We start from the raw sequence: 21,971 nt of genomic DNA on the forward strand, positions 1-21,971 counted from the left end.
CTTTCTGCGTCGGCTTATGATAGTTGAATAATTAAAACATTATCCCTGTTCCCGTGTTTCCTCTGGGGACTGGTTGACGTTTACTAAGTATATAAGGAAACCTAAAGGGAACGACTCTTGACTTTAACACATTCAAGTCAGGAATCGTTCCCTTTATAGTTCTTCACCATGACGATATCATTTAGTAACGAATTCGCTTAAGAAACAATTTCGTACGTTCTTGCACTGGATTTTCAAAAATACCTTTGGGTGTTCCCTCTTCAACAATAGTGCCTTGATCCATAAAAATGACTCGATCAGCTACCTCGCGAGCAAACCCCATCTCATGGGTTACCACTACCATTGTCATACCCTCTTTAGCCAATAGCTTCATAACTAATAGCACTTCTCCAACTAATTCAGGATCCAAGGCGGAAGTAGGTTCATCAAACAGCATCATTTTGGGATTCATCGCCAATGCTCTGGCGATTGCAACCCGTTGCTGCTGCCCACCAGACAACTCTTTAGGGTAACTGTCACATTTATCAACAAGTCCAACGCGATCTAACAGCCCCAGCGCTAATTCCCTTGCGGCCTTCTTCGTGCTACCCTTCACAATTACCGGAGCTTCAATAATATTCTCCAATACCGTTTTATGAGGAAAAAGATTAAACCGCTGGAATACCATACCAATTTTTGTCCGCAACACACTTAAGTCGGTTCTATCTGTAATCTCCTGATCTTCAAATAAGATATTACCTGATTGGATAGGCTCCAAACGATTTATGCAGCGAAGTACCGTGCTTTTGCCAGAACCACTTGGTCCAATAATAACGACTTTTTCCCCTTCACGTAGTTTAAGGTTAAAATCTTTTAATACTTGAATAGGGCCAAAAAATTTACAAATATTGCTCATTTCAACAATATTGCTCATTGTCGTTCCATCCTTTTTTCAAGTTTATCGGCAATCACCATAAATATCGAATTCATTATTAAATATAGCACGGCAATAACGGTATATACTTCAAAACTACGAAATGTAGTGTAAATCAGCTGTTCCCCTGTACGAAATAGTTCTGTAATCGTTACCAAAGATGCAATTGATGAATTTTTAAGTGTCATAATAAACTGGTTTACCAAAGGCGGAATACAGATTTTGATCGCTTGGGGGCCAACAATTCTGATCATAGCGTGCCTGTGATTCATGCCAAGTGATAAAGCTGCTTCCAACTGTCCTTTGTCAATCGCTTGAATACCGGCGCGAATAATCTCAGTAATATATGCACCGGTATTAACTGCAAGCCCCAATACACCAGCCGTCATACTGGACATTTTGATCCCCAACTGCGGCAAACCAAAATACAAAATAAATAATTGAACCATCACAGGTGTGCCGCGAACAATCCACACATATAGAAAAGCTATGCCAGATAAAAAGCGATTGCTGGAAATCCGGCATAGCGCCCCGCCGATGCCAAATAACATGCCTAATAGCAAGGCATACAATGATATCTCCAACGTAACCCAACAACCTTCAATTAACAAAGGAAGCTTGTTTAATATAATGGAGTAATCTAAATTCATGCCTTCACTTCCTTTCGCCGATTAAGACTAGTTGCTACCTAGTAACCATTTCTGATACAATTTGTCAGCTTCGCCATTTTGCTTCATTTCTTTCAATACTGTGTTAATAAGTTCTACCATTTCCTTATCGCCTTTTTTAACTGCGATACCTAATGATGCTTTGGTAAAAGGATCCCCGACAATCTTTATATTAGGATGGGATTTATTATATTCAAGTTGATTTAGTAGATCATTGATAGAAGCGTCTAGACGTCCATTCTCCATATCAAGCAAATAGTCGACCGTCTCTTTATAGCTCTTAATAGTAATATTTGCGCCTTTATCCTTAAGATCTTGAGCTACCTTCTCGCTGACAGCTCCAGTTTTAACGCCTACCACTTTGCCATCAAGATCCTTGATACTTTTAATCGTTGTATCATCTGCTCTTACAACCAATACCATGCCTGTATCCAAATATGGATCAGCGAAATCAACTACCGATTTGCGTTCGTCTGTAATATACATTGCAGCAATCACCAAGTCTGCCTGTCCATTTTGCAACGTTGGTATCAAACTAGTAAACTGCATTTCCTTAAATTCTACTGGTACACCAATTTTTTTAGCAATCGCTTCTGTCAAATCAATATCATAGCCTGTCAATTTATTGTTTTTTTCATCATGATATTCAAATGGACGATAATTCCCAGTGGCCATAACAAGCTTACCATTCTTTTTGATTTCATCAATGCGACTTTGATTAGATGATTTCGTTGTTGATGAAGACTGCCCACAACCAGCCATGAGCAAGATTGTCAATACTAAAATAGTGAGAACGCCTATGATTTTCTGATATTTTTTCACCATAATCCCTCTTTCTTCACTTTAATCTATAACAAGGCATTAGCCGTATTACCCAATATCGTTTACATATTTATTTTCCGGAGTACTTTTCCAGTAAGTTTTCTTTCATAAATCCCTGAATGAAATACTACACTCCCATTAATCAAAACATACTCAATACCAATTGGATGTTGAGCAGGATCAATAAACGTTCCCTGGTCCATTATCGTATCTGGATTAAACACCACAATATCCGCGAAATTGTCTTCCTTAAGTACCCCTCTCCCCTTAAAACCAAATACCTGTGCAGGTTTGGATGTCATCTTTTGTATTGCTTCTTCCAAGGTCAGTACATTTCCCTCTCGCACATACTTGCCTAAAACTCTAGGAAATGAGCCAAACACTCGAGGGTGAGGCCTGCCTGATAAAAGCCCATCAGTACAAACATTTTGTTCATCCCTTGTCAAAAAGCGAATAACATTCTCTTCAGTACCATAAAAATCTACCATACCAACTGCATTTTCTTCCTGATATAACAAATCGAAAGTAGCTTCATAAGAACTTTTTCCGCGAAGTTGGCCGATTTCAAGCAGATTTTTGCCGATGAGATCAGCGTTTTTTTTCGTTTTTACACTAGTAACAAAAATTTGCTCTAAACCGGCAAAATCAATAAAATTATCCCAGCCTGGCAACCCATGTTCCATGTCATAAATCATCTTTTTGCGAAGATCTGAATCTTCTAAACGCCTCAATAATTTATCTGTTCCTCCGTCATGTGCCCATGGTGGCAAAATCACCCCTAGCATAGTACTACCAGCCACATAGGGGTATTGATCAAAAGAAATAGAAATGCCTTCTTTTTTTGCTTGATCTAATAGAGCAAGCATTTGATTAATAAAACGCCAGTTCTTACGTCCGCAAATCTTAAAATGAGAGAAATGAACCTTCACACCAGATTCACGGCCAATATTAATAATCTCTTCCATAGAAGAAAGTATTGTAGCTGCTTCGCTGCGTTGATGTACTACAAAAACCCCATCATATTCTGCCACAATTTTACATAAAGCAATGATCTCGTCAGTATCAGCATAAGCACAAGGCATATAAATTAGCCCTGTAGATAAACCAAAGGCACCCGCTTCCATCTCACGTCTAGTAATCTCACACATTGTTGATAACTCTTTAGCCGTAGGTTTGCGGTTATCTAAGCCCATTGCTTCCATCCGAATATTACCATGGGGCACTAAATAGCTTTCATTGAGACTGGTACCACTTGCTTCCATTAATGATAAATAGCCTGCCGTATTTTCATAATTCCAATTGATATCATCACTGTTGCCATCGAGACCAGCAAGATTCTTGCGCCATGGAGTTATGTACTCTTTCGGCAGCGGTGCCATGGAAATTCCATCTTGCCCTAATAATTCAGTCGTAATTCCTTGGCGAATTTTGGGTTCCAGATGCGGGGTGATTAATACCTGCAAATCTGAATGACTATGCGTATCAATAAATCCTGGGGCAATAACCATTCCCTGCGCATCAATAATTTGATTCACTGCTTGTGAAGGGATGTCGCCCATAGCCGTTATTACTTGATTCTCAATAAGAATTCCGCCTGCGTATCGTTCTTTTCCTGTACCATCAATAATCGTGCCATTCTTAATTAAGAGTTTCACCTAGTTCACCCACTTCGAAAAACTGACTGCAATATTCCATAATAACCTGCGGTTGCTTTTAATAATTGATCCACTTCGATATATTCATCAATGGTATGAGCTAGGTTTTCCCTAGAAGGTCCAAAACCAATGGTTTTGATGGCTGCCTCTCCTGCATAATGGCTGCCATTTGTACAAAAAGAATACTGAGTAATCAGTGGCTTCAACCCAACATCACACAATCCGCGAAAAGCAATTTGAACAAAATCATCATCTTCTTCGTATAACCAGCCCGGAAAAAATCTTTCTCCGACAATAGTTGCGCCAGTGTAGCATTTTTCCGTACCAGTCGAAAAATAAGCATTGGCAACCAATTCCGGGTCATGATTCTGTAACTCCTTAATTAGATCAGTAATCGGTTTAATAACCAATTCCTTCGTTTCGCCAACCAGCAAGCGTCTATCATAAGTTACTCGGCAGTAATCCGGAACTACCGATGCACCAGGGTATGGCGAGGATTTAATATCAGTCAATTCCAATATTCCTTGTCCTAAGACTTCGTGATTTGGTGTTTGGATCTTGCGGATTTCACTAATGAGCTCAGCCATTTTATAAACCGCATTAATCCCCGCCTGAGGATTTGCTGAATGAGCTGACTTCCCTTGCGTCTCCACAATAATTTCCGCCCGCCCACGTTGTCCACGTTTTAGATTCAATTCAGAAGCTTCACCAATAACAACATAATCAGGTCGAATACACTCACTGATTTGGCGAGCAGCTATCCCTTCGAAACACTCTTCATGTACAACTCCAGCTACATATATATCTCCAGCAAAATCTTTTTGACAATCCTCAGCAAAATAATGTGCGCCAAGAATCATCGCACTCACGGCACCCTTCATGTCTGAAGCACCACGCCCGTATATTTTACCATCCTCTAACTCTCCACCAAAAGGAGCATGTAGCCACTTGGATTGATCGGGAACAGGCACTGTATCAATATGTCCATCAAATAAAATAGCCTTCCCTGGGCGATTACCTTTGATATGGCCAATTATGTTGCCATACTCGTCAGCAAACACTTCATCATATCCAATCTTCTCAAATACTTGTCGTAATTGCGCTGCCACCAAATCTTCTTCCCCTGAATAGCTCTTTGTTTGTATTAACTCCTGACATAAAGCAATTACCCTTTCTCCTCGTAGTCTTGAAAGCATTGGCAAACCTCCTCTGTCAACATTCACTATTATAAGTGGGGTATTCTCCATCCCAGACAATCCTGCGATATTGCACAGGATCTGTATCTCCTTCTGTACTTATTAACAAAATATGCGAATCTTCGCCAAGCGACAGATCTTCTTTCGCATCTAGCAAGTTTTTTGTTCCCAACAAAAATATCAATAAGCCTGCAGTCACAGCTCCCGACTCCCCTGAAATTACAGAGCTATCAGTTCCGAGAGGATTACCAAGTAAACGCATCCCTTTTGCCGCAACCTCATCCGGACAGGAAAAAAACAGATCACTATAGTCCCGTAAGACTTTCCATCCAATATCATTCGGTTCACCACACGCTAGGCCAGCCATAATAGTAGCCATGTCGCCAGTTACAACCCTTGAGTGTTCATCATTCGCAATGACCGATTGATAAAGACAATCTGCTAAATCTGATTCCACAATTATAGTTTTAGGTTTTTCTTTACCAAAAACCGAGGCGAAGTATCCCTCTATAGCACCCGCAAATGACCCCACACCTGCCTGAAGAAAAATATGTGTTGGTTTGCTAATACCTCGCTGGCGTAATTGTTCTAAGGACTCAGCCGCAATGGTCCCGTATCCCTGCATAATCCAGGCTGGAATTTCCTCATACCCCTCCCAAGCAGTATCCTGTATGACTACCCAACCAAATTCTTTAGCCTTATCTGCCACTAATCGAACAGCTTGATCATAATTCAAATTGGTAATTGATGCCGTCGCACCTTCTGCGCGAATATTCTCCAGACGAGTGCGGGACGATCCTTTTGGCATATACACTACAGCCTTTTGATTTAACTGGCGAGCTGCCCAAGCTACTCCACGACCATGGTTCCCATCAGTAGCAGTCACAAAGGTGATCTCACCTAATCTTTTACGTATTTCTGGTGAACGTAAGGTTGAAAAATCAAGATCCCGTACATCAACTTGCAGACATTTAGCCAAGTATTTAGCAATAGCAAAAGAAGCTCCTAATACCTTGAAAGCATTTAATCCAAAGCGATGCGACTCGTCTTTAACATAAATTCCACCAACACCAAATCGTTTGGCCAAGTTATCAAGACTATGTAGTGGTGTCTCACTATATTCGGGGAAACTTGCATGAAAAGCTTTTGCCTTGTCAATTTCATTATCACTAAGAAATTCTGTCGATACTCCGATGATTTTTTTCATCTTGTTTTTAGTCCAAGCGATTTGTTTCATTCTGATAACAGCTCCATATACGAGAAATTTTCATCAACCAGTAAAACCATTTTTCTAATAAAAAAGCGCTCTAGAAAAGAAATTACTTTCTCTTTCTAGAGCGCCACTGCTCATCATTATGATATTCTGCAAAATTGATAGATCGTTTGCAATAAGAGTATCTCATTTTGAGACAGTTGTCCAGTATTTTTTGTTGTTCGTACAAAATTTTTCTACATAATCTCATATTCCCGAATTTTACGATATAACGTTGCTCGACTAATCCCCAGTAGTTTTGCAGCTCTTTCTTTACTCCTAGAGTTGCCTGATACCTCTTCCAAAGCTTTAACAATAGCCTCTTTTTCTAAGCTTTCTAAATTAAGAGGTGGAATAGGTTTATCTTCATTAACAATCGTCTCAGGTAAATTATTTGCAATCAGTTCTGCCATCTTTACAATAAACTGCAGCATCCATTCTCTATTGTCTAAGAGTCTCTTAGCCTGCGAAGGATCAAAACTAACTAAGCCAATTACACCAACTGACTTCCCTTGCGCTAGAATGGGAGCTGCCATCTCGGCATTCTCAAAACAATTGCCCCTTCGGGGACACGGTTGACAAAGTTCGTGATATCCAGGATTTTCAATAACCACAGTATTACCGGTGGCCAGTACGTTCTGGTAAACAAATCCATCTAGCATGACATGGCCGCACTGCTTTTTATACTGACCTGTGCCAGCAACTCTAACAAGATTACTATCGGCAATTTCTACTTCAATTTTCAAGACATCGGCAATAGCTTCCGCTGTTCTTTGTACTGTATGCTGTATTTCTTGCAAGGATCTCATTTTTTCACCTCAAAATGTGTCATGACCACTCTAATCTGAGATAGTAAAGTAAGGTCATTCACCTTACACATAATTTACAATTATGGCTCTATACTTCTTGGTATTGAATTGAATTTCCTGCTAAACTGTTCACAAGACAAGAGACAAGGGGACGGAGGAACTGTCTTGATATTAAGACAATACCCCGTCCCCTTGTCCGCTTTTTAACTAGCTGGTCTGTGTTTCTTCTAGCAGTTGTTTTATAGTGGAGCCGTCAAATAACGCCGCCAGCCGAGCCGATTTCCCGGTTAAGTATTTTTAGAAGAATATCAAGCCCGTTTTCAAATTCTGTCATGCTATCTGCTCCGCTTAGAGAAACACGTACATAACTTGGCGGGATAATACCTCCTATTGAAAACTTTTCTGAAGATATTACATTGATACCATTGTCAGTTGCAGTTTTTTCAAAATCACTACTGCTGCGAAAAGCAGGAAGCTCCAGCCATACAAACATACTATCCGGCACATACCGAAAAGAATATCCGGACAATTTCGATTTAATCAGGTAAGCTCTTCGTCGGATTTCTTCCCGTTTAAGCGCAATGATCTCATCCGCAGCCCCGCTGACTATGCACTCACATGCTATCTCCGCATTTAATGTAGGAGCCATCCATAGGGTATCGACCACAGCCTGAGAGATCCTGTTGCAAAACCTCTTTGGTGTGGCAACAAAGCATATCCTGAGTCCCGCATAAAACGCTTTTGAAATACCGGAAATATATATGCTTTGCTCAGGTATGAGGAGTGCCAGTGGGCAAGAGTCTTCAGATGATAAAAATCTATATAAGTCATCTTCGATCAGAATCAGATTATTCTTCTCTATGATTTCCGCTATTGAAGCGCGTCTCTGAGCCGACATAGCGGCATTGGTCGGATTCTGCATAGTTGATACCGTGTAAACGCCTTTTACGTCATGCCGGTTGCAGACCGCCGCGAGTCCCTGCGGTGTCATACCCTCGTCATCCATTGCCACCGCTTCAAGTTGGATGCCACAGAGTTTCGCGGCTGTTTTTACACCGGGGTATGTCAAGCAGTCAACAGCAATTCGGTCACCCGGCTGAAACACTGAAGAGAAAATACAGTTCAAAGCATGTTGTGCCCCTGCTGTTATAATAATATTCTCAGCCTCGGCATTTACCCCATAGCGTTTAATCCATCGACTGCCTGTCAGCCTATGTCGATATAGTCCCTGAGGAGGCGTGTACCCCATGAAATCACTCAGGTCATTTTTATGAAGCACCTTTTCAAGGATCAGGCTTATGTCGGGTTCCATTGAGTAAAGAGGTAAAACAAGCCCCATCTCAATAAGCCTCTTTTCATTTTTTTCCGTATTTAAAAGAGCCGAATTGAAACCAAGATCGGATGAAATATAAGTGCCGCTGCCAACGATAGAAGTAACCAGACCGCGTTTTTCTGCCTCTGTATAAGCTCGCGTTATTGTTGTTACGTTTACACCGACTATCTTTGCAAGTTCTCTTTGCGCAGGCAGCCTTTCTCCCGCTTTCAAAATTCCTGACTGGATGTCCCGCTCTATCGCGTCGGCAACAGCGATATAGAGAGATTTATCTGTATCAATTACTCTTAGTTCCCACATGTACGAAGCCCCCACCATAATTGTATTACGTACAATTATGCATTGACAGTGGTACATTGTCAATGCATACTATGTAAAAAGCCATACAATTTATTGATGGAGGTAGGAAAACCATGAGTAAAATAAACTTATATTCGGAAATGAAGGAGCAGCTTGAAAAAAAAGAGCTTTTTGAGCATGTAAAACGCTTCGCGTATGATTACATCGATAATTTGCAGCAAATGGATGTATCTCCTTCTGGCTCGTCGGTATCAGGTATGAAGGTTTTTGACGAGCCTATGCCGGAGGATTCATGCTCTCCCTATGCGCTTCTTGACATGCTTAATACATATGGTTCAAAAAACACTATTGCTCAAAGCGGCGGAAAGTACTTCGGCTTTGTCTGCGGTGGAAGCCTTCCCGTCTCGCTGGCGACAAAATGGCTTTCCGACATATGGGACCAAAACAGCGCGCTGTTCGTTATGTCACCGATAGCAGCTAAATTGGAAGAGGTATGTGAAAAGTGGATCGCGGAACTGTTGGGTCTACCCCAGGGGACAGCCGCCGGTTTTGTCAGCGGTTCATCCACAGCCATAATCTGCGCGCTCGCTACCGCCCGCAATGAACTACTATTTAAACAAGACTGGAATGTGAATGAACAGGGGCTGTTTGGTGCTCCCCCTATAAAAATCGTACTCAGTGAGCAGGCTCACTCATCGGTTTTCAAAGCCTTGTCCATACTGGGCCTTGGTAAAGAACGCATCCAACTGGTTCCTGCTGACGAACAGGGCCGAATATCATTGGAAAAACTTCCGGCAATCGATCAGAATACGTTGCTGATTGTGCAGGCCGGCAATGTTAACAGCGGAGCTTTTGACCAGATCGACCAGCTGTGCGAAATCGCGAACAAAGCTGGAGCTTGGGTTCATGTCGACGGAGCATTCGGGCTCTGGGCCGCGGCTTCCAAAAATTGTAGCGGTTTAACAAAGGGCATTGAAAAAGCAGACTCATGGTCTGTCGATGCCCATAAAACGCTCAACGCCCCTTATGACTGCGGTATCGTTCTCTGCAAAGACCGTTTAGCGCTGATACGCACGATGCAGGCGACCGGGTCGTACATACAGTACAGTGAAAATCGTGACGGTATGCTGTATACTCCGGAGATGTCGCGGCGCGCCAGAAGTATCGAGCTTTGGGCAACGCTTAAGTATCTTGGAAAAAACGGGGTGCAGGAGATCGTCGACCAATTGTGTGATCATGCGAAATATTTCGCGGAAAAACTGTCAGAAAACGGATTTTTTGTTTTGAACGAAGTCGTATTCAATCAGATCCTCATCAAATGTGAGACCGCAGACATTACGAATGCTACCTTGAAAAACATCCAGTCCAGTGGAAGGTGCTGGTGTGGCGGAACAGTTTGGCACAACGAGCCTGTTATCAGGATCAGTGTTTGCTCTTGGCAGACCACAAAAAATGATATTGATGATTGTGTGGAAACATTCAAACAATGCCGTGAGAAAACAGATTTTATTCGGTAGTCTAATATATATTGGACAGCAACATCTTCTATCCCACGTTTGTTGTCGAAGGCTTAAATATGGCAGAAATGATAGATTATGCAGCAGAAGAGCGGTGGAAGTGCCTGGTCGAGATGCTGTTAGACGCGGTGGAAACAAGACAGTTGTGGACTGTATGCTGAAGATTTAAGAATTTTGGCGGTTGAATATAAAATGCTGAGAAAGGACGGGAAAAATTTAATGACACCTTTAATGTACAAAAAAATCAATGCCTTTACCTCTGAATTTTCATCAGGGAATCCGGCTGCATGTATTTATCTTGATGCGAACCAGGTGCTGAAGGATAGCGAAATGCAGAATATTGCCAGAGAACATAAAGGTTTTGTATCAGAAGTCGTATACTGTATGCCCAAAAGCGAAATCTCATATGCCTTAAAGTATTACTCATCCGAATGCGAGGTTGATTTCTGCGGTCACGGTACTATTGCCTGCATGTACGACCTGATAAAGAACAACAGCGCTCTGAACAACTTGCTTGAGGTTTCTATTGAAACAAACAAAGGAAAGCTTACCGTTTACAATGAGCTACAAACACTCGACGCAGTTTTCATTTCCGCGCCCGATCCAGAATTTCTTACAACGGATGTGGACACTGCAATGGCTGCTGAAGTGCTCGGCATAACGGCTAGCTCGATATCGGAAGAATATCCGATTAGATTGGTCAATGCAGGCCTGAACACACTGATTATCCCGATTTCGACGCTTGCGGTCGAGCTGTCTGTCTGGCCAAATGAACAATCTTTGAAAACATTCTGCTTAGGCCATGCGGTCGATATCATCCTTGTGTTTACGACCGATGTAACAAGTCAGCAAAACCTTGTAAGAACAAGAGTGTTCGCGCCAAAATTTGGCTATCTCGAGGACATGGCTACCGGTTCTGGAAATTCGGCACTAGGATATTATATGCTGCGGAACGATATGTGGGATGGGCGCCCGGTATCGATCGAACAAAATGCGGAACCTTCAGCATACAACATCGTTCGTCTGAAAACGATTGCAGGGAAAGTCCTGTTCGGAGGTAAAGCAACGGTTAAAATTGAAGGAAATATTTTCATAAAATGAAGAACAAATTGATTTCCGCGGGTGCCTGGCTCCAGTGCAAATAAACGGCAAGTGGGATTATATTGATAAAACTGATCAAATAGTCATCCGGCGCAGTTTGATGATTCTTGCCACCTTGAAACAGCTGTAAACCGTCCCCTCGTATCCTTTAGACCGAAGGAAACATTCACTTCTCTTGCCATTCCCTTTTCAAAATGGCGTATTCAAACGTATTTTCGTACTTCGGTGTTCCATCTGGGTTTTGAATGAAAGATATAAACTCTATAAAGTATGCTTCTCTACGCATACCGAGCCGCTCGCAGAGTTTTTGTGAACGAACATTATAATCTTCCACGTAAGCATATATCCGTCTTGCATTTTTATCATTAAATAGAAAATTGAGGAAGGCCCTTGCTGATTCGCTTGCGTATCCTTTTCCTTCGTATTTTTCATTAAACTGCCAACCAACGCTGTAGGTATCTGGTTCATCTTTTGCTGCGAATAAATTCCCGATAACTGTATCAGTTTCTTTCAAACAAACGGCGAACTGTGATTCATCTTTACTTCTTAGCTTAACATCGGCAATTGCATCTTCAAATGTGTTGAGCTTTTCATTAAGAAAGCAATTTACACGTGGGTGGGAGAGATAATCCCATAATCCCGCTGCGTCATTTTCTTTAAAATTTCTTATAACCAATCTTTCTGTTTCAATTCTCATCCAATGAATACCGCCTTCTTGTCAAATTAAAATCCATATTTTAGGATAAGCTCTCTAATTGATAAGTTTTATTGTACCACATAAAAGGGACTGGGGGACAAAAAGGGACTGAGGGACAAAAAGGGACTGAGGGGACAGGTGACAACCCCTGAAAACACTACTTTTTCAGTGGTTTCGACCTGTCCCCTTGTCCCGCTCTAGATAGTTTGTGGCTCAACTGACAGTCGGGAGCTGTTAGTTGAGCCTTTTTGCGCGCAAAACTTCCGATTGAGCCCTTCGAGAACCGTCCCCTTGTATCCCCCTTTGGCGGTTTATTGTTGCAGGAGTTAATTCACTTTTACCGAATTGTGTAAAGAAATTGAGAAAATGAACAGCAGTAACCATAATAAAAGATTATATTTTGTCGAGAGAACACTTGCTGCAGGTTATTCCAATATCGCCGGTATTATAAAGTTTTTTCTTTTCCACCCATAAACCGCATTTAGTTAGGAGACCACCGCGTTCGTTAAATACCGGTTGGCTATCATCTAATTCCAATAGATGGGTTGTGTTGTCTGCTGACTCAATTATCATTTTTATTCACCTCATGATTTATTTTAATTTACATGCTTTTCGGCTTGTTTGATGCGTTTCTTTATTTCCTTGATCGTATTATCATCTTCAGGTAATCCATATCGCGCAACTTTAGCTTTTAAAACTTTTTTGGCTTGCGTATAATAGTCCTGCGCATACTTGTAGCGGTACGCATTGTTTGGGTCACTACTTGCTTTTGCCCATTCCTTGTCACCTTTTTTTATGTAATACATTGCGGTTTTGTCGTATGACGCTGGGGTTTTATCACCTTTTGGCATTCCTTTCGCCTCCTTGAAAAGACAGATCACACACGGCCTTTCTTGAACTTGGTCATGATTTATTATAAAAAAATGGTGTTCGATCCGTACTTTGGATATTTTTATATTACCTTAAAGCTAGCGGATATTCAAAGACATACTAAAGATATTTTAAGGACAAGTTGAACTCTTTATGAGGATGGGAGATATATGACGTTTGGTGATTTAATCAAAGATTTGAATAAGTCAAGAGATAGAAATGGCAAGAAAGTATTTTCGTTTCCACGCAATGAGATTGGTTATCGACTGTTAGATGATTCGGGAATCCTTGAAGATAAAAAAATTGACGTTGATTCAGTTGGTAAATGGATTGATAGAAAAGTTCCTGATAATATCAGTTCTTACTTCCCTAATGGTAGGATCAATAAAACCAAAGCCGTTGAATACTTCAAGAAGAATATAGATAATAATTGGCAGATAGTGCAAAGAAATCTTTCCTTGAGAAATGATAATGGACGTTTTAATTGTTCCAACGAGGATCCAGAGGTGTTTTATCAGAGCCTTCTTGATGAGTTCGTGGAGTCACTTGGCTTACCATCGTCGAAAGAACCAGCCAAAAACATACCAATGGTTAACGAAGTTCCTGTTTTATCAACAGCTGCCTTGTCCCCGCTTAATAATGATAAAGGTGAGATTATATCTCAAACTGAAACAACCTCTGAGCAAATACGTGGAATATTTAAGCAAGCTATTCAAGACTATTGCATGGAAGATTTTATACGATATGACCCAACGGTTTCTCTTGATGATAATTTGTTAGATAGGGCTGATAACTTTTTGAAAACTATCGAAACCGATATAATAGATGCGTATGAACAAAGCCACGGTGAGACGCTGATATATATAAAATTCGTGGAATTTTATCATGAATTGAAAGGTTATGTTACATGTTTAAGATTAGGCTTTATAGCATACTCCCCATCATATATAAGAGATAGTGGAAGAAATACAATTAAAAATCTATATTATGGCATCTGCACTGATGAAACATGCTTTGAATATAGAAATAGTCCGCAAGAAATGAGGGAGCCACTCTTTAAAAGAAAAGATGAGGCTTGACCAAACAGCAAAAAAGTAAAAACAACGGTACATTTGCCCCTCGCATGATTGAAAAAAAGGTAGACTAGCAAGATGACATCGAAGCCTCGAAGTATGTTGTCTTAAAAGGATCAACCGCGGTACAGGAAAATCGGTTATCAATTCCAACTTTTATGGTAAAGCTTCGCCAATATTTAGTTGATGCAATACAGGACAAATAGCGCGAATAAGTGGACTTACATTTAACATTGTGGTTAAAACCTAGGAAGCAGCAGAACCGTCCCCTTGTATCCCTGAAGCTACTAGATCAGCATCAAACTAGAATGAGACTACAAGTGAACAATAGTTGACGGATGATCTTGTAGTAATTGTTTACCTTTATTTGAAAGTTCTACAATGTAGGCGGGGCTAATGTCAGGTTCGTCGATGTCATCTTCAATGATATAGTCAAACAACTGTTTTTTTCTTTTAACTTGATTAAGATGGGATAAGGCATTATTAGAACTGATAATATCAATAGTAGACATATAAAATTACCTCTTAGAAATATTATTTATTACTACTATGCTCCCGTTGGTAAGATGTGTCAATATAGAGTTAAGTTTAAACGCCATAAGATAAGCAATGGGCAGGAGCATGACAACTCCTGCCTTTCTTTGTGTGGTGGATATATTGCTTTAATGTACGCTTATGGGGTATTGGGTGAAATTCCTATATCCAATGTGCCTTTTAATATTTGACCGTACCTGAGTATTACATGCCGTTAGTATGGCTACACAATTTTACCTAAAAATAATCATGGGGTACGGGTGTTTTTTCTATAGTCTTTAAGTACCTTTAATTTTATATGGGACATAGTGTAAAAAATATTTATGGTAGGAATTGGAGAGATACCTGTAGAAGTTAAACATGTCAGGGGGACGGGGTTAAAACATGTCAGGGGGACGGGGTTAAAACATGTCAGGGGGACGGGGTTAATGACATCTGGCATTGTATTGATTGTCATTAACCCCGTCCCCTTGACACCCTCTGTGAATGATAAAGTGAAGAGCCGGATGCCTTAATTGGGCACGTCCGGTTCTGTGAGGGCTTGGGGCAGTGATGCTCCGGCTACTTGATTAATGACATCTGGCATTGTATTGCTTGTCATTAACCCCGTCCCCTTGACACGTCGGTCTGAAGCGAGCAGAAGTTTTGCCGCCTGGTTTTTATGCTAGCATTTTCAGTGATTCCCCTAAAAGGTGACAAAAAGGGAGCGTCCCCTAGTGTCCCCTGCTTGTCCGCTTCAATGCATAAGTTCTTCCGAACTTACACACTTAATTTTACACTCCCTCCTTTTTTTGATCGAAGTCCCGGAACAAGAGTATGAATAAGCAATTATTGCTGGCTGTTTTTCTCATTTATTGCCAAAATAGTTTCAACCAGCCACTTAAAACTGAAACCCATTAACAGGTAAATCGGAACCGAGTAGTAATACTGCCACTTTAGCATTTTATACATACCTAAATAATCAAGAGCCGGTTCAGCAACAAAAGAAAAGATTACTGTCATGATAACGATTGCCTTTATATAGGAAGGCCACAGAGGAAAGTATTGGTAGACTAGCATATAGATTACTGGCAATACTGCATAGTTTATTGGAACTAATTGTGGGTAAACGGGCAGTAACTTATATGGATAATACCACAGAATCAAGTCACTACCGAGGTCATCCATCCAAGAGGCGGTCGCAAGAACAAACATACCTAGCAAGATAATTGCTGTAAAGCGTTTCTTATCGACAAGAATTCCCCACACTATCCAGGGCACAATGAGCAATGCAATAAGAAGCCACCATTGCCAGGTAAAAACGGTATCCTGAAGCCACTGCTCCATTCTCATATCAGTGAAGACAGACTGTGCTTGAACTATTTTGATGGCTGAATCGGAAAAGTGTAACATAGGTTGTACCCACTCCTCACTTCTGGGTCTTTTGTTTACTGGTCAGTGCTTCTTGCCAATACCGATAGCTAAATGGTTAAATAGAACGGTTTCCACAATCTCTACTTCATTTGATTTACAATTGACGATAAGCACTACCTCCGTATTATAGTGAAAATTCTTTTGCAATTCTTTTTTATAAAGTAGGTATTTCATAATAAGTCCCAACCCTATTCCACCAATGAAGCTCAACAGTCCCCATATAATCGGACCCCATTCCCACATAAAGCCCCACATAACACCAAGAGTCATAAAAATCGTTGCTAAGATGGTGGGCAAGTCAAACATACTCTGGCCATCGGCTCGGTGGAGGGTATCAAAGAGTCTTCTTTCCTTCGCCATCTTATTCAAAGGTATTGCGCATATTCGATTTGTTTCTATGCCTTTTTGCATCAGGTCAGTGATGGCAAGCTCAAGGAAATTTGAATGTTCAAAGGACGCAACGACGTGCATAGTTATAGTCACCTCCTATACAGGCATTATAAAGTTTGGGTCTTGAAATTCCCCGGTTAAATAAGCAGCCTGTTCCATCTCAAATAGTCGATTATATTCAACAGTGTTAGCGTAAGCATCATACACCGAAAATCCCAATATTGAAGGTAAATAAAGAAACCATTCCAGGTTTAAGACTGTTTTTGTCTGCTCAAAATCACCTAAAGCCGTATATTGAATCGCTTCAAGCAAATGGGACATATATGATATCCCTATCCACCAGATTAATATAAAGAAAGCTGTGGGTATCCGGTGGCAGTAGAGATGGCCAAGACCTGGGGTACAAATAGTCCACGCTACGCTAACCCAAGGGATGCGTTTTTCTAATGAGTTCGTTTCAAAAAAAGACATGCTCGTAGCATCGATGGGAGAATGTAGCCGATCAGCCAAGAGAGAATTTTTATTTAGATCCACCGTCAAGCGATAACTTGACCAGATACAAAAGCACCAAACTGGAGCATATAAGAGTAGCCATCGTATATTCACGATTTCTTTTGCCATTTCGAAGCGACCTGTAAAACTATAGATAATAGCAGTATTGAGGCTTGCCTGGGTGTTGACTAACATTTCCCATGAAAACAATAAAAAGCCGATCACATAGTTCCCTAGGCTGAGATGTCCAAACCCTGGAAACGCGGCAGACCACCAGGCAATCGTAAAGGGGTTTCGCAGATGCAAAAAGTTAGTAGCTATTGATGATGCAACAGCTTTAGGCCGACGCTGTTTTGGAGACTGGGGGATACCATTCGGCATGTTAGAAACTCCTATCTGTGTATTTTTATCCAAGTTAAGAGTCGTCGAGCTAAGCTCGGACAGTCTTATAAAATATCACCACGAGCATTTTATTTATTTCCCTATCATTCCCATTAAAGGGGGGATATATACCGCTACTAGGTGAAACGGCGTAAGCGTCCAATAAGAAGGTGGATAGAATCACAGCATGCCATGTGAGATAATGGCTCTAAATCGACCAACTTGAAAAACTCCCCTAAAAAGGAGGATTAGAGTTGAATACCCGAGGAGTCACTCGACAATATCGTTTGAAGAAGAAGCAAAGGGATGTACATTTTACTTCTCATTGATCGACTGGATAAAGCGGGAAAGATACCCAAAGACTCGAAAAAGTTTTGAAAGAATTTTGCTGTTCCGGCAGAAAAAATGAAAGATGTCATGAGGATGAGGGTGGTGACAATGAAATGCGGATGTCACCACCCTGTCCACGTGACACCTAAGCAATAGACTCTGTTAATTTTTTAGATAAAAAACGAGCAAAAAATCATTACGATTTTTGCTCGTTTTTATTTTGTGTTCAAAATAATAGATCAATCATTCATGGCTTTTTCGCTAGTACTATCTCTGTTTATGCTGTTACTTAACATAGTTACCGACGAGTTGTCTAAAATAGTCTTAATCGTACCCAATAAGATAGCCTGCTTATCAGGCGATAGCGAATCAAATATTTGCAAGAGCTCTTTGCGGTGGGGGTTTTCCTCTTCTAGCTTATCGTGCATAGATCCAATGCCAAAAACTAGCCAGTCTAGAGAAATGTTAAATTGCGAGGCAATATTAGTAAGATATTCAAGGCTTGGTTTTGCCCCGTTTTCGATATTACTAATATATGAGTTTGATAAATTGAATTCTTCGGCTAAGCCTTTCTGACTGGTCTTACCTCTGGCTTGTTTTAACCGTATACCAATTTCCTTGTAATTTATGCTCAAGATGCCACCTCTAATCTATCGGGTTACATTAAAATGTTACACCTATGAATATAAATTAATATTGACCTTACACTTATAAGTGTAATATAATAAATACAAGAATTGTTCTGAGAAAATCTATCTTTAAATTTTAAGAAGAAGGAGTTGGGTCGTCAATTATTTGTTTCCCAATTCACCATAATGGAGATGAAACACAGATAAGCAGCACTGCAAACTGGCAAGGCAATGATGCTGCTAATTTCGTGCGTCCACATTGAGGCATTAAGGCGCATGACATTCTTAAATAGCAATTCTAGTATATCGCATTTTTTGTAAAAGTAAATAAAGGGCATGGCAGATTTGTAAAGACAAAGGGGGAACATGCCTATAATTGTATTAAGTACTGTCTATCTTCTTATTGGGTTATCGGATAAGCCAACTAAATAATCTAGTGACACGTTAAAATATTCAGCTAAGGCAACGCTGGCATCAAGGCTAGGAGCACGAAATCCTTTTTCCCAATTACCTATAGTTTGTTTGACTAAACCTAATTCATTGGCTAATTGTTCAAGGGTAAGGTTTTGAGACAGTCTTAATGCTCGTAAGCGTTCACAAAAAATTTCTTGCCTAAACATAAATAACCCCCTTGACTGTCTTCAAAATGTGGACTAGAATAAATATCAGGTAAGTCTTCAAAACGTGGACCGAAGAAGGTGGTTAGAAAAGCAGTGGCGGTTGTTTTTAGAACACGAAACGAGGATTTACACAAGAGAAAGTCACTTTCAACCTGGAAACCAAGCGAGTTCAACAATATTGAATTAGGCCGTTATTAAGCAATCCGTTTCGAAGCTTTCTTGTGCCATTTATGAATAAGATCAAAAACGAATAGGAAAAATCGATTGGGATTGAAAGAGTTCAGGTATGGAAAACTTTCAAAATCTGGCATAAAGAAAGGAGGAGGATAAAGAGCAACCTAAACCACAGCAGGCTTACACAACATAAGCCGCCAAACAAGGGCGAAGTCTGCCTAAGAATGTGTCCCAAAGACACTTGTCGCCCATCGACACGGTAAGATTGCTACTGCTGGAGACAAATCGAACGGAAAACAGGGGTGTGTTCCACATGCGATTGTCTCCATTATAGCGCAGCAGACGCCTGGCTTCAATGCGGGTGATGAAGAAAATGGAGAAAGGAGCGAGAGAAAGTTCAACCATTACGAAACAGGAAAGAGGTGTAGATCGATGAATCGGGTTCTGTTAAAAGCGGCGGTATTGTCCATCTCCGTATTACTCTTGGCAGCCACAGCGGTATCCCCGGCGATCGCCAATATCAGTGCGGCCTTTAAAGAGGTAAGCACCCAGACCATAATGCTGCTGGTTGCCTTGCCGTCGATGACAATGGTACTAGCTTCCCTGGTATTTAGCAAACTAAGCGAGTCTATAAGCAGACGAACGCTCGTTCATGTGGCCATGCTGCTTTTTTTGGTTGGCGGCATTACGCCGTACTTTATGAATGACATGACCATGATCCTGGTGATGAGAGCTATTCTAGGCTTAAGTTTAGGCCTGATATTTCCGCTTTCCCTTGTACTTATTTCGGACTTTTTTGAAGGCGGCGAGCGGGCTACGATCATGGGCCTGCAGAGTGTTTGCGTAAACGTTGGCGGGATTCTATTTTCCCTGCTGGGCGGCCTGCTGTGTGTAGCCGACTGGCACAATACCTTCCTGGCCTACGCTATTGGGTTCCTGGTACTCATCTTTGTATATTTCTATCTCCCGGAACCGCCTAAAGCACAGTTGACGGCCAACCGGGAGGAGGCAGCAGCCAAAACTCCGTTGCCAGGTAAGGTGTATTTTATCGAAAGTATCGTGTTCCTATATAATCTGCTGATCTTCGTTTTTTTCACCAACGTAGCCATTCAGGTTGTCGGTGAGAATATGGGCAATGCGGCGAGTGCCGGTTTTGCGTTAACCCTGTTTACCGGCGGTGGTCTGGTAGGTGGTTTGCTGTTTGGCAAAGCCATGCAGCGGTTAAAAGGCTATACCATTGCCGTTGGCTGGTTACTGACCGGGGCGGGGATGGCACTGATAGCCGGAACCCATGACTTTACGCTGCTGCTAGTCGGCTGCTTTATCGGCGGCATCGGCTTTTCCACCACCTGTCCGGCTTTCTTTGTTACTCTTTCCATATTGTCACCGCCAGCCCGGGTGGCTTTCAGTATCGCCTTAGCCTCGGCGCTCAGTGGTATCGGTCAGTTTGTCGCCCCCTTTGTGTTGGAAGCCGTATCAGGACAATTCGGCCAGGGACCGGGACGGTTTCCGCTCCTGGTCAGTGCGGTATCCTTTGTAGCGGTGGGTTTGTTGTTGCTGCTGCAAAATTACATACAAACACCCAGGCCAGTTAAGCTGAATAGCTGATCTGTAAACAAAAAAATAAATGGGAGGGTATACCTGGATGAAAACAAATCAGGAGTTACTTACGGAGCGTACCGAGCGGCTAAAGAAAGCCATCCTTTTGGAGAAAACAGACCGGACCCCGGTCATTCTTACCGCTGACGCATTCTGCGCCAGGCATGTCGGGATGAAACTATCGGAGTTTTGTTTAAACATGAAAGCATCCCATGAAGCCATTTTGTCTTCCTTTAAAGCCTTGGGAGACGTAGATGGAACAGGCGGTACCTTTGCCGCCGCAGCGATGTTCCCGCTGATGTTTTATACAAAAATTAAACTACCGGGCCGCGATCTCCCGGATGATACCCCCTGGCAGCTGGATGAGCAGGAAATCATGACAGTCGAAGATTATGACACGATCTTGAACAAAGGCTGGCAAGCCTTTAGCGATGACTTTTTAAAGAACCGTCTGGGCGTGGATCTGGATTCCCTTTATGCCCAACTGGCCGATGTTCCGTTATTCATGAAAAACTTTGAGGAGGCCGGGTATCTAGTGTATACGCCCAGTGCCTCCATAACAGTAAATGAACACCTGAGCGGTGCACGGTCCATGCCCAAATTCTTGCGGGATATCTACAAAATGCCGGACAAGGTAGAAGCCGTGTTAGATATTATCCTGGCAGAGACCCTTGTCGGGTTCCGGGAACAAATCCGTGCTTTTAAGCCATTAGTGGTATTTATTTCCCCGGCCCGGGGGGCCAGTGAGTTCTACTCCCCGAAAATCTGGGAACGGTTTGTCTGGAAATATCTCAAAGCAGCCGCTGAAGTGATCATTGAAGAAGGGGCGGTGGTTGACCTGCATATCGACGGCAACTGGGAACGGGATTTAGCCTACTTCAAGCAATTACCCAAGCATAAATGCATCTTTGAATCCGATGGCGCCACAAATATTTACAAAATTAAAGAAGTCCTAGGCGATCACATGTGTATTAAAGGCGATGTGCCGGCAGCCCTGTTAACCCTTGGTACACCGGATGAGGTCTATAACTACTGCACGAAACTGATTAACGACATGGGACCAGGCTTCATCCTGGCCTCCGGCTGCACCATCCCACCCAATGCATCAGTCGAGAATGTCAAAGCCATGATTGCTGCTGCTACTGGTAAATAAGCGTAGTCGTCCCAGACCAACACTTAGAGAGATAGAGGAAATAAGTTGTA

The 21,971-nt window shown here is 41.7% G+C and carries 22 protein-coding genes; 5 read left to right on the forward strand and 17 right to left on the reverse strand.

Annotated features, from left to right (window positions below; all coding sequences use genetic code 11):
• Positions 1–181: 181 nt before the first annotated feature.
• The 8 genes from ACZ449_RS22855 to ACZ449_RS22890 all read right to left on the reverse strand — a co-directional run bounded on the left by ACZ449_RS22855 (position 182) and on the right by ACZ449_RS22890 (position 8,948).
• Positions 182–904, reverse strand: a complete 723-nt coding sequence (locus ACZ449_RS22855; RefSeq protein ID WP_464261926.1) for an amino acid ABC transporter ATP-binding protein — start codon at positions 902–904, stop codon at positions 182–184.
• A 5-nt stretch (positions 905–909) separates the two neighbouring features.
• A complete protein-coding gene (locus ACZ449_RS22860) occupies positions 910–1,563 on the reverse strand; it encodes an amino acid ABC transporter permease (protein WP_464258345.1) in 654 nt (217 codons plus the stop codon).
• Between the two features lie 27 nt (positions 1,564–1,590).
• On the reverse strand, positions 1,591–2,406 hold the full coding sequence (locus tag ACZ449_RS22865; protein WP_464258346.1) for a basic amino acid ABC transporter substrate-binding protein: 816 nt from the start codon (positions 2,404–2,406) through the stop codon (positions 1,591–1,593).
• A gap of 59 nt (positions 2,407–2,465) precedes the next feature.
• Positions 2,466–4,058 (reverse strand): N-acyl-D-amino-acid deacylase family protein, encoded by a 1,593-nt coding sequence (locus tag ACZ449_RS22870; RefSeq protein WP_464258347.1) that lies wholly within the window; start codon positions 4,056–4,058, stop codon positions 2,466–2,468.
• Positions 4,059–4,063: 5 nt separating this feature from the next.
• On the reverse strand, positions 4,064–5,254 hold the full coding sequence (locus ACZ449_RS22875; RefSeq protein ID WP_464258348.1) for a YgeY family selenium metabolism-linked hydrolase: 1,191 nt from the start codon (positions 5,252–5,254) through the stop codon (positions 4,064–4,066).
• A gap of 16 nt (positions 5,255–5,270) precedes the next feature.
• Positions 5,271–6,491 carry a diaminopropionate ammonia-lyase gene (gene dpaL, locus ACZ449_RS22880; RefSeq protein WP_464258349.1) on the reverse strand — a complete coding sequence of 407 codons (1,221 nt, stop codon included), beginning with the start codon at positions 6,489–6,491 and terminating at the stop codon, positions 5,271–5,273.
• A 212-nt stretch (positions 6,492–6,703) separates the two neighbouring features.
• Complete coding sequence (locus tag ACZ449_RS22885) at positions 6,704–7,315, reverse strand: GAF domain-containing protein (RefSeq protein ID WP_464258350.1); 612 nt, start codon at positions 7,313–7,315, stop codon at positions 6,704–6,706.
• 253 nt (positions 7,316–7,568) lie between these two features.
• On the reverse strand, positions 7,569–8,948 hold the full coding sequence (locus ACZ449_RS22890; protein ID WP_464258351.1) for an aminotransferase-like domain-containing protein: 1,380 nt from the start codon (positions 8,946–8,948) through the stop codon (positions 7,569–7,571).
• Positions 8,949–9,061: 113 nt separating this feature from the next.
• On the opposite strand from ACZ449_RS22890, the gene ACZ449_RS22895 reads away from it, so the two are divergent.
• Together ACZ449_RS22895 and ACZ449_RS22900 are read left to right on the forward strand one after the other, a co-directional pair.
• Complete coding sequence (locus tag ACZ449_RS22895) at positions 9,062–10,465, forward strand: pyridoxal phosphate-dependent decarboxylase family protein (RefSeq protein ID WP_464258352.1); 1,404 nt, start codon at positions 9,062–9,064, stop codon at positions 10,463–10,465.
• Positions 10,466–10,639: 174 nt separating this feature from the next.
• Entirely contained in the window at positions 10,640–11,566 is a 927-nt protein-coding gene (locus tag ACZ449_RS22900; protein ID WP_464258353.1) for a PhzF family phenazine biosynthesis protein, read from the forward strand.
• Positions 11,567–11,732: 166 nt separating this feature from the next.
• Here ACZ449_RS22900 and ACZ449_RS22905 read toward each other — a convergent pair whose 3' ends face one another.
• The 3 genes from ACZ449_RS22905 to ACZ449_RS22915 form a co-directional block, all read right to left on the reverse strand.
• On the reverse strand, positions 11,733–12,263 hold the full coding sequence (locus ACZ449_RS22905) for a GNAT family N-acetyltransferase (protein ID WP_464258354.1): 531 nt from the start codon (positions 12,261–12,263) through the stop codon (positions 11,733–11,735).
• Between the two features lie 393 nt (positions 12,264–12,656).
• Entirely contained in the window at positions 12,657–12,836 is a 180-nt protein-coding gene (locus ACZ449_RS22910) for a hypothetical protein (RefSeq protein WP_464258355.1), read from the reverse strand.
• A gap of 23 nt (positions 12,837–12,859) precedes the next feature.
• A complete protein-coding gene (locus ACZ449_RS22915) occupies positions 12,860–13,114 on the reverse strand; it encodes a hypothetical protein (protein ID WP_464258356.1) in 255 nt (84 codons plus the stop codon).
• Between the two features lie 189 nt (positions 13,115–13,303).
• Between ACZ449_RS22915 and ACZ449_RS22920 the strand changes: the two genes are divergently transcribed.
• Positions 13,304–14,212 carry a hypothetical protein gene (locus ACZ449_RS22920; RefSeq protein WP_464258357.1) on the forward strand — a complete coding sequence of 303 codons (909 nt, stop codon included), beginning with the start codon at positions 13,304–13,306 and terminating at the stop codon, positions 14,210–14,212.
• Between the two features lie 308 nt (positions 14,213–14,520).
• Here the strand turns inward: ACZ449_RS22920 and ACZ449_RS22925 are convergent, their stop codons facing one another.
• The 6 genes from ACZ449_RS22925 to ACZ449_RS22950 form a co-directional block, all read right to left on the reverse strand.
• The gene (locus ACZ449_RS22925; RefSeq protein ID WP_464258358.1) at positions 14,521–14,718 is read right to left on the reverse strand and encodes a hypothetical protein; all 198 of its coding nucleotides are present in this window, start codon (positions 14,716–14,718) and stop codon (positions 14,521–14,523) included.
• Between the two features lie 850 nt (positions 14,719–15,568).
• A complete protein-coding gene (locus ACZ449_RS22930) occupies positions 15,569–16,132 on the reverse strand; it encodes a CBO0543 family protein (protein ID WP_464258359.1) in 564 nt (187 codons plus the stop codon).
• A gap of 42 nt (positions 16,133–16,174) precedes the next feature.
• Entirely contained in the window at positions 16,175–16,624 is a 450-nt protein-coding gene (locus ACZ449_RS22935) for a hypothetical protein (RefSeq protein ID WP_464258360.1), read from the reverse strand.
• 15 nt (positions 16,625–16,639) lie between these two features.
• Entirely contained in the window at positions 16,640–17,416 is a 777-nt protein-coding gene (locus ACZ449_RS22940) for a hypothetical protein (RefSeq protein ID WP_464258361.1), read from the reverse strand.
• Positions 17,417–17,985: 569 nt separating this feature from the next.
• The gene (locus ACZ449_RS22945; protein WP_464258362.1) at positions 17,986–18,381 is read right to left on the reverse strand and encodes a helix-turn-helix domain-containing protein; all 396 of its coding nucleotides are present in this window, start codon (positions 18,379–18,381) and stop codon (positions 17,986–17,988) included.
• A gap of 386 nt (positions 18,382–18,767) precedes the next feature.
• Positions 18,768–18,995, reverse strand: coding sequence for a helix-turn-helix domain-containing protein (locus tag ACZ449_RS22950; RefSeq protein ID WP_464258363.1), 228 nt, complete (start codon positions 18,993–18,995; stop codon positions 18,768–18,770).
• Positions 18,996–19,601: 606 nt separating this feature from the next.
• Between ACZ449_RS22950 and ACZ449_RS22955 the strand changes: the two genes are divergently transcribed.
• Together ACZ449_RS22955 and ACZ449_RS22960 are read left to right on the forward strand one after the other, a co-directional pair.
• Positions 19,602–20,777: an MFS transporter gene (locus tag ACZ449_RS22955; protein ID WP_464258364.1), complete on the forward strand. Its 1,176-nt coding sequence runs from the start codon at positions 19,602–19,604 to the stop codon at positions 20,775–20,777.
• 37 nt (positions 20,778–20,814) lie between these two features.
• Positions 20,815–21,921: a uroporphyrinogen decarboxylase family protein gene (locus tag ACZ449_RS22960; protein WP_464258365.1), complete on the forward strand. Its 1,107-nt coding sequence runs from the start codon at positions 20,815–20,817 to the stop codon at positions 21,919–21,921.
• Positions 21,922–21,971: the final 50 nt, after the last annotated feature.

The sequence above is a fragment of the Desulfosporomusa polytropa genome (assembly GCF_055380075.1).